10 protein-coding genes and 1 tRNA gene are annotated in these 14,753 nt (G+C 46.6%); 7 read left to right on the forward strand and 4 right to left on the reverse strand.

What is annotated here, in order from left to right; all coding sequences use genetic code 11:
• Positions 1 to 12: 12 nt before the first annotated feature.
• On the forward strand, positions 13 to 1,215 hold the full coding sequence (locus tag ACJJIV_RS06890) for a tyrosine-type recombinase/integrase (protein WP_444891236.1): 1,203 nt from the start codon (positions 13 to 15) through the stop codon (positions 1,213 to 1,215).
• Between the two features lie 79 nt (positions 1,216 to 1,294).
• Here the strand turns inward: ACJJIV_RS06890 and ACJJIV_RS06895 are convergent, their stop codons facing one another.
• From ACJJIV_RS06895 to gltX, 3 genes are all read right to left on the reverse strand, one after another.
• On the reverse strand, positions 1,295 to 2,278 hold the full coding sequence (locus ACJJIV_RS06895; protein ID WP_444891237.1) for a hypothetical protein: 984 nt from the start codon (positions 2,276 to 2,278) through the stop codon (positions 1,295 to 1,297).
• Between the two features lie 567 nt (positions 2,279 to 2,845).
• Positions 2,846 to 2,921: transfer RNA gene (locus ACJJIV_RS06900), tRNA-Ala, on the reverse strand.
• A 142-nt stretch (positions 2,922 to 3,063) separates the two neighbouring features.
• Positions 3,064 to 4,539 (reverse strand): glutamate--tRNA ligase, encoded by a 1,476-nt coding sequence (gene gltX, locus ACJJIV_RS06905; protein WP_444891238.1) that lies wholly within the window; start codon positions 4,537 to 4,539, stop codon positions 3,064 to 3,066.
• Positions 4,540 to 4,814: 275 nt separating this feature from the next.
• Here gltX and ACJJIV_RS06910 point away from each other — a divergent pair, with 275 nt between their 5' ends.
• From ACJJIV_RS06910 to ACJJIV_RS06935, 6 genes are all read left to right on the forward strand, one after another.
• Positions 4,815 to 5,342, forward strand: coding sequence for a hypothetical protein (locus ACJJIV_RS06910; RefSeq protein WP_252084710.1), 528 nt, complete (start codon positions 4,815 to 4,817; stop codon positions 5,340 to 5,342).
• Positions 5,343 to 5,390: 48 nt separating this feature from the next.
• Positions 5,391 to 7,907 carry a TcfC E-set like domain-containing protein gene (locus ACJJIV_RS06915; protein ID WP_444891239.1) on the forward strand — a complete coding sequence of 839 codons (2,517 nt, stop codon included), beginning with the start codon at positions 5,391 to 5,393 and terminating at the stop codon, positions 7,905 to 7,907.
• A complete protein-coding gene (locus ACJJIV_RS06920; protein WP_444891240.1) occupies positions 7,894 to 8,844 on the forward strand; it encodes a hypothetical protein in 951 nt (316 codons plus the stop codon). Before ACJJIV_RS06915 ends, ACJJIV_RS06920 begins: the two co-directional genes overlap by 14 nt.
• Positions 8,845 to 9,250: 406 nt before the next feature.
• Positions 9,251 to 9,778 (forward strand): hypothetical protein, encoded by a 528-nt coding sequence (locus ACJJIV_RS06925; protein WP_444891241.1) that lies wholly within the window; start codon positions 9,251 to 9,253, stop codon positions 9,776 to 9,778.
• 551 nt (positions 9,779 to 10,329) lie between these two features.
• On the forward strand, positions 10,330 to 12,348 hold the full coding sequence (locus ACJJIV_RS06930) for a TcfC E-set like domain-containing protein (protein WP_444891242.1): 2,019 nt from the start codon (positions 10,330 to 10,332) through the stop codon (positions 12,346 to 12,348).
• Positions 12,290 to 13,297 carry a hypothetical protein gene (locus ACJJIV_RS06935; RefSeq protein ID WP_444883873.1) on the forward strand — a complete coding sequence of 336 codons (1,008 nt, stop codon included), beginning with the start codon at positions 12,290 to 12,292 and terminating at the stop codon, positions 13,295 to 13,297. Before ACJJIV_RS06930 ends, ACJJIV_RS06935 begins: the two co-directional genes overlap by 59 nt.
• 267 nt (positions 13,298 to 13,564) lie before the next feature.
• Here the strand turns inward: ACJJIV_RS06935 and ACJJIV_RS06940 are convergent, their stop codons facing one another.
• Positions 13,565 to 14,248 (reverse strand): fimbria/pilus periplasmic chaperone, encoded by a 684-nt coding sequence (locus tag ACJJIV_RS06940; RefSeq protein ID WP_444891243.1) that lies wholly within the window; start codon positions 14,246 to 14,248, stop codon positions 13,565 to 13,567.
• Positions 14,249 to 14,753: the final 505 nt, after the last annotated feature.

Consider the following 14,753-nt stretch of genomic DNA (forward strand, 5'->3'; position numbering starts at 1 on the left):
TCGAGCAAGGAAATGGCCAGACCTAAAAAGCCCCGTATGGTGGGTGACACTTTATTACCCGATAACCTATATCCAGATTCACGCGGGCGGGAAAACTATTGGCGCTATCGTCGCCCCGATCTAACGGATAAAGTTTTCTCTGCATCGCTTGAAGAAGCTATTCGCATGGCCGAGCAAGCCAATGCTCAACGCGGTATGAAGGTAGAGCGCAAGCCAGCAAAAGCCCCTGACAGAGCGAGTTTCGCCTACCATGCTGCACGCTATATAGATTGGCGTGTTGAAAATGACCCACGCCTATCCAATAAGTCCAGCTGGCGCAATCGCTGTAACGCACTCAAACGATTTGGCGAAGAGTTTGAAGTGATCCCCATTCACAAAGCCAAATTGGCTGATCTGCGCAAGTGGTGGGAATCCCTCACCTATCACCAGCAACATGCACGCCGTTCGGAATTTAATAAATTCTTTAATTTCTTAATGGCTGAAGGACTGTACAAGCTCGAGAGTAACCCTTTCACTACTGCCGATGATCGCCCGCGTCTACTGGAAAAAGGAAAGCCTACCAAGAAACGTCAACGCTTAACCTTGGAAGCTTACTGGACCATCTATGAAAAAGCTGGGGAGCTGGGCTATGAAGCACTACAAGTTGCCATGGGCATCAGTATGCTAACCACTATGCGCCGCTCCGATATTTGCGAGCTAAACTTTGAGAAACACTTGCAAGGCGACCACCTACGCAAAACAATCAATAAGTCCGAAGCGCAACGGGATAGCCTCGCCGCCAGCCACTTAAGTTTTAACTTAAAAACGCACCAACAACTCAACAAGCTCATTAACCGCGCTAGAGAGCTCAGCCTAAGGAATTACCGCTGCCCCTACATACTGAGCCACACACCTAAGCAACGGCGCACTGGAAAAACTAAAGAGCATGTTTGCCAGGTAAGCCCAGACCGACTGAGCGATATGTTCACTGAAGTCCGCAACGCTACCGGACTCTACATCGGCTTACCTAAAAACCACACTCCACCCAGCTTCCATGAAGTACGCAGTCTTGCTTCAGACCGTTTTAAGCGTATGGGGTATGACGTGAAGTCAGTGCAGCAATTGATGGCGCATACTGATGAGCGGGTTACGCAGTCTTATCAAGCGGGACATGGTATTGATTATGAGGAGATTAGTATCTATTTGGATGAGCAGGCTATCGGAAGGGAGTTTTGAAAAAAGGGCTTTTTATAAATTAAATAAATTAACGAGCCCATCGTTGACACGAAGGGCCCATAAATCCTAACAAAGCGTGCTATATATCTGATGATTCACTTGTCAGATTTGCATGTGCAACTGCTTCGCCATTTGCCATATCATTAACACCAACAATATTTGCAGATGTAATTTCTTCACCACGAACACGCCCCACAATATTCAAGCTAATGGGCTTTTCATTAGTAAAGGCTCTCATGATATTTTCCATCTCATCCATACTAAGATGCCCCTTAAAAAGCTCAGTAGGCACCACTCTACCATCCGAAACTCTCAGCACATCTATCTTATAACTATCTTGTTTTATTTTTAGCGATGAAATAAGGTACAGGTCATCTATACGTTTCAACTCAGTTGATTGTCGCTCCTGTTTAGTTATATTTTCTATTTCATCCTTTCTTAGCGTGACCTTATCAGTTGTAACTAAATCAGCATCAGGCACACTTTTCAAAATATTTGTGTACGCCGCAACGTTCGCATTTTGGATTTCCATCAGGCGAGGCTGCTGCTTAATAAGCTGCACTGTTATTTCATGCCGATTCTTCTCCTCGGCAGATTTTTGTTTATCTTTTAAGTAGTGATCGTATGCAGAAGTGCTAGCCCAGAGTGCTGCGGCGCCAAGCACAACCGTAACGACTTGCTTTCCTGTCATCTTTTCCATTGCATTTTTGCCTAACTCTGCAAAAAAACCACTTAAATCTGCTACAACGTTCGAACTCCCTTTCTCAACCTTAAAAACAATTTCTAGGGAGGATCTTTCTTCAGCAGTAAGTGATTTCGCACTCTTCCCATATATTATTTCTGCGTAAACTCTATTAAGGTGCCCCTGAAGATCTACAAGAGACCTCATCATACTAGTAGTAATAGTAGAGTCGTACCTGTCGCCTTTAACATTCACATGAAATGAAGGCCACTCGTTGAAATCAAGCTCAACAACGTCATTGTCATACTTCCCTTCTAGCGCCTCCTCTATATAGCGCCATGCTACATCTTCACTTTGAATTTTAATTGCTGTTGTTGACAAGCTTTACTCCTTAAAACTTCACTTCAGATTTACCACAAACTTAAAAGCAAACAGTTAACTCAAAAAACTTTCTTTATATATCCAAGAATGAATTTCCCTGCGAAAAACTACGCACACAATTTATATTCTTTTAATTGGTACCAGTGTGCACTTACACAGCGAGCAACTTAATATTATTTCTGGATTCTCACCGCTATTTAGCTTTTTTGGAACCCCCCACGAAAAACTTAAGATATTTTTTCAGTCTGAAGTATCACTTATATTCGATAAAGCAAAAAACAATCGAATAAACTTTGATAACAGGTAAAGAAGCCAAACAGATATGAGGCTCGTTCCATCAAGGGTAGAGCCAAGCTGGCGAGCCATTCATTGCTATCCCATATAATCTGGCCTAAATCAGCTGATCGTAAGGATGTTTTAGAAGAGGAAATTCAAGACGAAAAAAAAGGGCCTGCAAGGCCCTTTTTGTCACCCGTAAGTTTGTGTACGGGTTTATGTGCAGTTTGTGTGCACCTTGCAGAAGTTGATTTCTCTTCTTCTACAACCCCTTGAAATACAAGGGAAATTTGGTGGAGCTAAGCGGGATCGAACCGCTGACCTCAACACTGCCAGTGTTGCGCTCTCCCAGCTGAGCTATAGCCCCAAATCCTTTTTGCTTAACGTTTCCGTTGAAAGCGAGGCGCATTTTAGCAAGGTTTAGACGCCTGTCAACAGAAAAAATAACTTTTTAATCAATTAGTTAGCAACTTAGCCGGCACAGCCCCCTGCCGGGGGCTGTGGGGTACTTAGGAGAGTGAGGCGTACTCTTTCTCCCAACGTTTGAGGACTTTTTTCCCGGCGCCGCCCAGGGCGTCGATGGCCTGGCGCAGGCGGGCGCGGCTGAGGTCTGGGCCCAGTAGTACCATGGCGTCCATCACAGAGAAGGAGGCGGTGGTGCCACTGATGGCGACAAACAGGGGCGCGTTGAAGTCCTTGAGCTTAATCTCCATGGACGTGGATAGAGCCTTCACCGCCTGGAAAATACTGTCGCGGTCCCAGGCACGCAGGGCTTCCAGACGCCACAGGGCGAATTGCAGCAATTTCTTCTGCTCATCCAGCTCCAACTTATTGCCACTGAAGCTCTCCTCGGTGAGCGGCAGCTTACCGGAGGCAAGGAAGCTCACCAGCGGTGCGAAATCGCCGAAGGTCTCCATACGCTCTTTGGCATGGGGCAGTACCTTGAGCAGGTTCTCGCGGTTAAACATCCAGTCCATAAGGCGGTCGGCAAGCTGCTCATTTTCCAACTCGCGAATCCACAGGCCGTTCAGCCAGGACAGTTTCTCTACATCGAACACCGGACCGCCCAGGGAAACGCGGTGGATATCGAAATGTTCGAGCATTTCCTCCAGAGAAAACTTCTCGCGCTCATCCGGCATGGACCAGCCCATACGGCCCAGATAATTGAGCAGAGCTTCGGGCATAAAACCGGCGCGCTGATAATAAAGAATAGAAGTGGGATTTTTGCGCTTGGACAGCTTGGTTTTATCCGGGTTGCGCAGTAGCGGCAGGTGGCAGAGCACCGGCATTTCCCAACCGAAGTATTCATATAGCAACTTGTGCTTGGGTGCGGAGTTAATCCATTCCTCACCGCGCAGCACATGAGTGATCTCCATCAGGTGATCATCCACCACGTTGGCCAGGTGGTAAGTGGGCATGCCATCGGACTTGAGCAGAATCTGCGCATCGACCTGGGCCCAGTCGATCTCAATAGTACCTCGCAGCAGATCTTCCACTACACAGGTACCGCTCTCCGGTACGTTCATGCGCACTACATAGGGGGCTCCGGCGGCGCGACGCTTCTCTACTTCCTCTTCCGACAGCGCCAGGTCACTGGGCTTCAGTGAGGTGCGGCCGGCTTCGCGCAGTTCTTCGCGCAGCTGCTCCAGCTCTTCGGCGGTGCGGTAACAGTGGAAGGCATGGCCTTTCTGCACCAGTTCATCGCAGTAAGTTTTGTAGATATCACCTCGCTCACTCTGCCGATAGGGGCCGTGGGGGCCGCCTACGTCTGGACCTTCCTGCCAGTCCAATCCGAGCCAACGCAGGCTATCGAGAATCGCCTGCTCGGATTCCGGGGTGCTGCGCTGCTGGTCAGTATCTTCGATACGCAACACAAACTGGCCGCCCTGGGCGCGGGCAAAACACTGATTAAACAGGGCGATATAGGCGGTACCAACGTGGGGATCACCGGTTGGAGACGGTGCGATTCGGGTTCTTACGGTCATGACAAACCTGGTTGAAGATAAATAAAGGACTCTAAAGGCGCGGGATTATAGCGCTGGCCGCGCGTCGGGCACAGATACAAGCTGGTCGCTAATAAGATCTTTTAGGCGCCATAAATCGAAAATTACCCGTAAATGACGTGACTTGAATCACAAAAAAAGTATGATCCCCGCCATAAAGATGGAATAGCTTGACTAACGCATTACCCCTGACAAGTGCAGGATCTTCGCGAGCGGCTTTTCACAGAACGATAACCAACGGCTCAGGAAGATACGCCATGCACAAAAATGTAGTTCGTTCACTGGCCTCTGCTCTCGCAGCAGGCATGCTTTTCAGCGCTTCGGCCGCCACCATGGCAGCCACCAATAGTGCCAGTAGTGATATCACCCTTACCTTTAACCCGAGCATTGTAATTGCCGATGTCGGCGATATCACAATTACCGACCCTGCCCTGGGGACCGATGCCGTTGCCAGTGATGCCTTTTGTATCGGCGGTTTTGGTTTTCCCACCTTTAGCATTACCTTTGAAAGCAATGATGGCAATAACGATACGGCTTTCAGCCTCTCCGGCAACGGCCTAGACGTTCCCTACAGCGTCGGCTTCGACAACAGCACTAACGGTCCCTTTACTGTGGTTAATGAGGGTGAGCCACTAACTGGACTAGATCGTAACGCCGCTTCTTGCAGTGGTTCCGACAATGCCAGATTCCAAATCACTGTTGCCAATAGCGCCTGGCAGACCAACGATGTGCTGGATGGCACCAGCTACACCGATACGCTGCTGATCACTGTAGCCTCAGAATAATTTTGTGGCGTGGCCGGATAGGATTTCCAGCCAAACCCATCGCAGTTTATGGCAGGACGTCTTAACCAATGGCATGCGCTGGCATTTTGTCTGGCGCAGGCCATTCACGCCGATAGCTTTGCAACAACAGCAGCCACTTTTCTGCTGGAGACCTCTGCACCGGAAGGGTTTGATTCACTGACCGAACCACAGCAGTTATTGGTAGACCTCTACTATGGCGGCCGCCAAATAGGCGCAGCGCCAATTACTGTTGACCCCACCCATATCCAATTCGACGAGCCAGAGCAATTGCTCCCTCTTCTACCTAAATTATTGGATAGAAAAACCGTAATAGCGGCGTTGGCCGATCCTTTGCCCAGAAATTCACAGTATCTCTGTCGTTCAAGCTGGCAGCGAAAGTGTGGCTATCTAGCGCCTGAGCAGGTGGCGGTCATTTACGATGAAAACCGCTATCGGCTCGATTTATTTTTCTCCGCAAAGTTACTGCCACAAGAAGCCGCCATCAGCGATCCCTATCTCCCGGCCTCCACCAGTGAATTTTCCATTGTTCAAAACCTCAGTGGCGCCTGGAGTGGTGTGGAGAGTAATCTCGGTGAAAACAGTCATAACGCCACTTTGAATGGCAACACCATTATCAGCTTTGGCGAGAGCGCCCTTCACGTCCAGTGGTCAGCTGCCACTGCGCAGCACAATCAGATTAGTGCCCTACATTGGTCCAGGGATTATCGTGGAAGAGCCTATTCGATTGGCTTACTACAACCCCAAGGGGGCTGGCACTATTTCGGTAACCACAGCAGCCTGTATGGGTTAGAGATGCGCAGCTCCCAGCTCAGCCGTACAGACATTAAATATCGGCAGGGCAGCCCACTGGAAATCAATATGCCGGTACGCGGGCGTGTGGAAATTTACCGGGATCAGCGGCTGATCCACACAGAAATGCTGGAGGCCGGTAACCGGTTGCTAAACACCAGCACCCTGCCGCATGGTTCCTACGAAATTGAGGTGCGAACTTTTGATGAAATGGGGCGCTCGCTGCACAGCCACTCAGAGTTCTTTACCAAAGACTCCCTGCTACCGGCCCCAGGGGAATGGTCCTGGAATTTTTATGCCGGGCAACCCGCGAACAATTACAGTAACTATCAGACGCTACCCGAGCGCTACCAGGATGTGCTGGCTCAGGGATCTATAGCTCGACGCTTAAGTGGCAATCTGGGGTTCTTTGCCTCGGCAGCCTCAACCCGCGAGCAACAACTTTACGAGATTGGCGCCCGCTGGATAAGTGGCTTCTTCGAAGTTTCGCCGAGCATAGTGACTAACAAGGATGGGCGTAGTGGTCACAGGGTTCAGGCGCTGTTGAAAACCCCATTCGCCACACTGAGTGCTATTGATGCCAGGCTGGATGACGCTGCCGATTTTGATCAAACCAAGGGTCTGCAACTGCTACCACTAGGTTACTCGCAGCGCAGCCTGGCTCTACAGAGTAATCTGCTGGGAGGGCAACTCTCTCTTCGCTTGCGTGAGCGGGACAGTGGATATCGGTTGTTGCCCGGAGAGCAAGTCGACAAATTAGATAATGCGAGTAAGCTCACCAGCCTCTCCTTCAAACGCAACTTCTTACAAAGTGCTAAGTGGCTGGGCAGTGCCACTTTCTCACACCATAAGGCCGACGGGCAGCAATATACCGGCCTGGAGATAGAACTCCGACGCCGCGCCAAACACTGGCAGCACAGCGCCAATATAAACAGTGAGCGCAGTAATCACAGCGATCACGAACAGCGCTTGCTCCTGGAGAGTCGCTGGCACGATAGGGATCTATGGGCAGCGGAATTTGAGCAACAAATCACTGCAGAAAAAAGCAGGCATGGCCGTTATCTTGAGAGCAGCAGCCATCTCGCCGGCCACTTCGGATATTTAAACAGCACTCTCACCTTTAATAACGTTAACCATAGCAAGGCTTTCAATTATCTGGGTGGCTTCAGAACCAACCTAATTGTTGCAGAAAATACCTTCGCCTGGGGTGGTGAACGCGCACTGGAAAGTGCTGTAGTTATTGAAATCGATGGCAGCGACCAACAGAATTTTGAAGTATTAGTTGATGGCAACCGGCGCGGCTATGCCAAAGGCGGTGATAGGTCTGTAATCAACTTGCCTGCATTTCAGAGTTATGACCTGTCCCTGCGCCCATTGGATAATGGTTTCTTTGATTACCGCGAACAGAGTAAAACCTTCACCCTATATCCCGGTAATGTTAATTCCACAACCTATCAGATAGAGCAACAGCTGCTTATTTTGGGGCGTCTAACCGATATGGGTGAGGGGTTGCCTAACACCCCATTATTTATCGGTGAGCACAGTACCACCACCGATCGGTACGGCGTTTTCCAACTAAGCATAAATACCAACAAGAATAACCTGCTTACTCAAGCATTAACTTGGGATCACTGTCAGGCTCCCATAAATATTCTGTCTTCTGGGGATAGCTGGTTGAATCTAGGCAGCATTGAACAATCCAAGGCCAACTGCCATATCGAAACTACTGCGAGGTTGACCAGTGCACAGCATTAAACACTTAATTGGGAAACTCCTTTGGCTCGGTGTTCTTTTTTTACATTGTCATAATCCGGCCAAGGCACAAAGCTGCTCCAGCAATGACAGCTTGCGCACCTGTAATCTGGGCAGCACACACACCCTAAATTACCAGTCCAATAGCCAAGAAGTTCCCTTCACCTTGCGCAGTCGCAGCGCATTCAGTGGCCGCTCCCTAGCTTACTACGCGGAACTCACTCCTTTAAGTGGTAGCACTTACTCTCTAACTGCCGACAATGGCGACACTTTGGATATCTCCTTTACTTTAAACCCCAGCAATAGTGATGCACAGCTACTCACACTGAACAATCTCGCTGGCCCCTTTAATGGTAGTAGCAATGATGTCAACGCGTCCTTAACCTTGGAAATTGACGATACGAAAACGCCCTCCTCCAATCGCTATAGCGGTAGTTTTCAAGTCATCCTAGAGCAGTACTTCCTTATTTTTCTGGTTGATAGCGAAACAGTAGAATTTGATATTGTTTTGCAGGTAGAGCCCCGTATTTCAATTCGAAACTTGGGGGATATTAACCTCAGTAACTCGGGTATTTCCTTCGGCCAGGCGATTGAAGGACAGGAAGATTTCTGTATTGGCGGCATTGGATTTGACCGCTATACCGTAAATCTATCTAGCAGCAATGGAAGTACGGGTGGAACTGGGCTTCAGCCTTTTTCCCTTAGAGGTGTTAATGAAAACATTACCTATTCGGTCGGCTTCAGTAATACGTTAAACAGCAACACGTTCAACAGCCCTAATAGTCAGGGTGATATCGCGGGGTCATTTACTAGACAGTCAGATGAAGCTTGTACTAGTGATAACGCCAGAGTATCTATCTCAGTTGCCCCCTCAGATTGGGAGCTGGCTGGGGAACCTGTATATACCGATGTATTGACAATTACGGTCAGTAGCCAATAATAATTTTTACAACTTCTTACTGACCGCCAGCTTTGCAAAACAACTTTAGTATTAAATAAAAAAATTTCGCAAACCCAAAAAACTCCATTAGCTGGTGCTAATCCTTCAAAACTCTTACACATATCCCGTATTAGCGTCTCTATGGTAATCATTCCGCTAACACCCCTCTAAAATTCAATAGGCGCCGAATAAGAACTCTTGTTCCATATAAAACGGCATTTTAAAAATCCTGATAACTCCACAAATCCAGCCAAACAAATATTACGACAATTCAGGCGCACCATTTATCCACAAATAAGAAATTATCACTATTTTCTACCGACCCAATGGGAAATTTTCCCTATTCTTTTAGCCGCAAGCTCAACTATACCCTTCTCTGCTCACACTTAACAAAAGGACATCAATAATGAAGCACATGTTAAGAAGTTATGTCATCCCCGTGGCGATGGCTGCTATATCCACTGCTGGGGCACAATTTGCCATAGCAGCAACTGATCAGGCCAATACAGAAATAATGCTAAAGTTTAATGAATCGATTGATATAAATGGCCTCGAAAACCTCACCTTTGAAGACCCCACACCAAATACTGATGCCGAGGGTTGGGTGGATTTTTGTATTCGAGGCATTGGATTCATAAACTTCGAAATTCAATTTGACAGCCTCAATGGAGACGGTGCATACATACTGAGCAATGGCTCCACGGATATCCCCTATCAAGTTAGCTTTAGAAATGTTTCGGGAGGAAATTTCTCTCCAACAAATGAAGGTGTAGCCCTGAACGGACAAATCCTCCAGAATCCTGGCAACTGTAATGGAGCTCCAGATAACTCCACCTTTGAAGTATTAATTCCAAATGCAAACTGGGAAAAGCCCGATGTTTTAAGCGGCACCATATATACCGATGTTTTGACCGTCACAGTTACGTCAGAATAACCAATACAAATAATAAAATGTAATTTTGTCCAGGGAACAACCTCCCTATGGTAATGGTAAATAAAAGCAACGTCGGGAAGTTTCCTTGGATGCTCTTACCGCTATGGTTCTGGCATACAACTGCAGTGTCAACAGAACCAATGCATCTCGTAACCACAGATGTACCTGCGGGTTTTTCAGATCTAACCAAGCCCCAAAGAATTGTGGCAGACCTGTACTATGGCGGGCGCAGTTTGGGCTCGGCGCTAATTATTGCCGAGCCTGAATCCGTGCGCTTTGTAGAACCTGAGGAGGCTATCAAGCTTCTCCCTGTTAGCCTTAACCCAGAGCGCCTGCTGCTTTCATTACAGAATTCACTTGACAAAAATAGTGATCGAGTTTGTCGGGATAAATCCCAAACAGATTGTGGATTTATAAATCCAGAATACTTCGCAATAATCTATGACGAGGAGAGGTATCGACTGGATGTATTTTTCTCACCAGAATTACTTCCTCAACAAGAAGCCCCGATCGAACGATACTTGCCCCCAGCCAGCAATAGTTTTTCTATTGTGCAAAATATCAGTGGTTCCTGGTCAGGAGTAAAAAGCGATGAAGTAGACAGCAACACACAAACTACTTTAGCTGCTACCACCATTATTGGATTTGGTGAGAGCGCTATTTATGGGGATTGGTACACAGCCAACGAAATTGGTACCCGTGTCAGCAGTCTGCATTGGGAAAGGGACTTCCGCGGAAAAGCCTATAGCCTGGGATTACTGCAACCAAAAGGAAATTTTAGTACTTTCCAATCATTACACCGTCTCTACGGATTAGAGCTCCGTGACTCTCAATACAGCCGCACAGACATCGGCTATCAACATTCCGCCCTTTTAGAAATAAACATGCCTGTGCGTGGCCGGGTGGAACTTTACCGAGATGGCCGTATGATTCACGCCAATTTAATGGAGGCTGGCAATCACTTACTGGATACCACTACTTTACCGCATGGTGCTTACAATATAGAAATTCGTATTTACGACGAATCTGGCAGATTAATTAATAATACCACTGAATTTTTTACCAAGGATTCACAACTGCCCGCACCAGGTGAGTGGCGCTGGAGCCTGCAGGCAGGAATGCCAGTAAAACCTGAAATATCCTCCGGAATGCCAAATCATTATCAACAAGAGTTACTGCAAGGATATATTGCCCGCCGCCTTTCAAAAAACTTTGGCGTTTTTTCTACACTAGCAGCCACCGAAGATCAGCAATTTATGGAAGTTGGCGGCCGTTGGGTAAGCTACTATCTAGAACTCTCTCCCTCATTTGCTAAAGAGTCTAATGGTATTGATGCCTATAAATTACAGGCTCTGATAAAAACACCTTATGCAATGTTGAGCGCCTATCGGATCAAGATTGATGAACAGAGAATTGATTTAAAGCCCGATAGATACACCCTGCTAAGCAATAGACTATCTCAAAATAATATTAGCCTGAGGGCCCCACTCTTTGGAGGTAACCTGAGTATAAGGCGTAGTAAGCGCGACCGCTCTCCCAGAAGTTATACCGATTCACTCTCTTTGGACAATCAACTTAGTGAAGCCCAAGAGCTAAGAACTTTGGAATATCGCAGGAATATATTTCGCGGAAGAAAGTGGCAGGCCACGGCAAATCTATCTTACAGTGATGCTGACGGTGAAAAATTTACGCTGCTGAGTATTGAGCTTCTTCATAATAATAAGAATTGGCAGAATTCAATCAGTTTTCGTGGAGAAAACCAGCAAAGTTCCGGTAATAACCAATATTTCGAAGTCAACTCCCGCTGGCGTGATGCCGACCGCTGGGCAGCAGAGGTAAATCAGGATTTCACTATAGAAGCAACACCGGAAGATTACTATTTAAGAAGTTATAGCCGACTTTCCGGTCATTATGGTTTTATCAGCTCCACCATTAGTCATAGTGACGTTAACAATAGCCGCTCTACAAATTATATTGGCAGTTTTAACACCAATATCATTGCCACAAAGGACCATATGGCATGGGGCGGTGAACACTCACTGGAAAGTGCCATCATTGTAGATATAGAAGGCAGCCAACGGGAAAACTTTGAAGTATTAATCGACGGTAACCGCCATGGCTATGCGAAAGGCGAGAAAAAGTCCGTGATTAATCTTCGTCCATTTCAAAGCTACAATATATCACTTCGCCCGCTAGGGGATGGTTTCTTTCACTACCGTGAAAACACGGATCAAGTGACGCTTTATCCTGGCAGTGTGACCACCGCTACTTACAAGATTCAACCTGTCTATCTGACCATAGGTCGAGTTATGGCTAAGGGTCAGGGCTTAGACAATGTGTTAGTTTCCATTGAAGGAGAGTCAACACTCACAGATAGCTTTGGTGTTTTTCAATTGGAAATACCTCTTTCTGACAAGCCCCCTTCACATCTCGAAGTCACCTGGCTTGATTGTAATGCCAAAGTTGAGGTTGTGGAGTCCAGTGAAGACTGGTTAAACCTCGGGGTTATTGATGAAAGTTCAGCCAACTGTCAAATCTCACAGACTGCTAAAACAAATGACACCCAATAAAAAATCAAGAAAGTTTATTAAAAATTTTCTTATACTAATTTTTCTTCTCTATCTGCCAAATAGCAGCCTTGCCAGCTGCCAAGGTGACACTTACCTGCGCATCTGCAATCTCTCTGGATGGCACACGATCAACAACCAAGCACAACAGCAGAATATTAGCTTCACATTCCTCAGCCAGGAACTCGGGGCAGCCTCACCTTTTTCACTGGAGATTCAGCCAGAGCATGAGGGTTATTATAGGTTATACGCCGATAATGGTGATACCGTAGATTTATCTTTAGCTTTATCTGCCCCTCATCGTAAATACTTTACTTTTCGCCCTGGTAAAACTTATCAGGACATACCCGGCAGCATAAGCGATTTCAATGCTGACCTTAAAGTAAAGTTAGTTGGGAATAGAAACTTCACCTCCAGCAGTTACCGAGGGAATTTTCAATTGCAGGCTATTCAAGAGGAATCAGGCAAAGCTGAGGAAATTAATTTTTCCATAGAACTAACAATTGAACCAACAATCAAGATCCTGCAACTCGACAATATATTTCTTAGTGATACAGGAATCTCACCGGGACAGGATATAGTTGGTCATGAAGATTTTTGCGTTGTTGGCAACGGCTTTAGCCATTACGCCATCTCCCTTTCCAGTAGCAGCGGCATCATCGCTGGTAATAGCGGGCGCATTACCACTAGCCTCCAAGAAGAAATGTTTATGCTCACCGGCATAAGAGAAGAATTGCCCTATATGGCCAGCTTTTCTAATAATGCACAGGGGAGAGCGCTCAAAAACCTCAACGCATCCGGGCATATTCCCGGTATTTATGCTCGCACAACCCCAGAGGGATGCCTTGGCGACAATACCAGAATTACTATTAGAGTACCATCTCCTTACTGGGAACGTGCAACAGAATCCAAATATACAGACGTCCTTACCGTGACAGTTACTAGCCAGTAGCCAATACTAATAGCCATGATTAATGAGAACTTCCGCTTAGCTATACCCTATACAAGCAGTACATTTAGAGTTTGAACGATTGGTTTAGATTAAACCCCAAGCATAAAATAAAAATGGACTTTTTCTTTAAACTGAAAAAATTTCAATGCTGTAAATCAGGTATAAACTTTCGATATTATAAGAGGGATACCAAACCAGGTCTTAGATATCCCCTTATCGTATTTATTCTATATCACCTAGTCAGTAAAAATCTTAGCTAACTGACCCTTAACTGCCCAAAGGAAGCCGCACTCGCTCGCTATCACGCCCTCTTAAAAAGAGCTCTAGTTCCCCTTCGGTGGGAAGGTCCTCTAACGTCAGGCTTGTTCCAGCATACAAACGACCTGAAATATCAAGCTTTTGACATTCACCCTCGCTTGGGCAATGGCGGGCCTCAACCACTTCAATATTGATATTTCCGATGTTCTTTAAGTAGCGTTGACTTCCGTCAGCCTGTAACTCCAGCTGGTAACTTCCATCTTCAGGTTGCACAAATACTAATGCCTGGTAGGCCACAAGAATTTTTAGTGCGGTTTGCTCCGACTTGACCTCCCCAACTACTGGCTTGAAGGTAACCCGGTAGACCTTCTCTTCCTTTAAATCTCTATCCAACGCCATTAGACGAAAACGTTTCCTCTCTCCTGGCGCCAATATGGCCTTGGCCGGGCTCACCAACAACCTGAATTCATCCGGGTTAATCACTCGAATGCGCTCTTCGTTATCTAGCCCGGGGTTATCTACCCGAAATATTTCTGTCTGTACATACAGGGTCTCTTTATCCGGATTAGTGATAACCACGTCATCACGCGCATTGGGAGCATCATCAAGATAAAAAATTATTTTATCCAGGGACATGGCTGCCAGTGCGGGCTGCCCTAGTAGCAACAAGAAAGAGAGCAGTATTTTTTTCATCGCTCTAATATCCACCTAAATTAACCATTATTTTAAAGACTGTATTCATCGAATTTATATGGCTGTATATAGTACTCTTCCCATATTTCTGTTCTAACTCAGGGAGACCTACAGAAACTCACCCCCATACAAAAGAATTAACTCCGAGCCAGTCATTCAAAAACGATTTGTTCTTGAAATGATTACTCCGCTGAAATCATCACTCCCGAAAAGTTCTCAATGGACTTTGTTTCCAGGCACTTATTAACACCTAAATAATATACACGCTGCTCAGAGGAAGACAGCAGAGCTTCGCTTGTTAAACGAAAATGTTTGGCCGGTATGTTGCGAAGACAAAACCTTACCGATTCCCTGCTTCGCTCATAACGCCACTGCACCTGAGGTGTAAAACTCAGCACTATCTGTGAAGTCGCCTGGGCAGTCGGTCCTGCAGACTGTACCTGCTCCGCTAACGCTAGCACAGTGGTGGAAATTGCCAAAAGCAGAATACGTCTTTTACTACTCA

The sequence above is a fragment of the Microbulbifer mixtoriginis (SeqCode) genome (assembly GCF_052466765.1).

Coding starts and splice junctions, on each gene's coding strand:
- ACJJIV_RS06890 (WP_444891236.1), top strand. CDS start 13: ATGGCCAGACCTAAAAAGCCCCGTATGGTGGGTGACACTTTATTACCC.
- gltX (WP_444891238.1), bottom strand. CDS start 4,539: ATGACCGTAAGAACCCGAATCGCACCGTCTCCAACCGGTGATCCCCAC.
- ACJJIV_RS06910 (WP_252084710.1), top strand. CDS start 4,815: ATGCACAAAAATGTAGTTCGTTCACTGGCCTCTGCTCTCGCAGCAGGC.
- ACJJIV_RS06915 (WP_444891239.1), top strand. CDS start 5,391: ATGGCAGGACGTCTTAACCAATGGCATGCGCTGGCATTTTGTCTGGCG.
- ACJJIV_RS06925 (WP_444891241.1), top strand. CDS start 9,251: ATGAAGCACATGTTAAGAAGTTATGTCATCCCCGTGGCGATGGCTGCT.
- ACJJIV_RS06935 (WP_444883873.1), top strand. CDS start 12,290: ATGAAAGTTCAGCCAACTGTCAAATCTCACAGACTGCTAAAACAAATG.
- ACJJIV_RS06940 (WP_444891243.1), bottom strand. CDS start 14,248: ATGAAAAAAATACTGCTCTCTTTCTTGTTGCTACTAGGGCAGCCCGCA.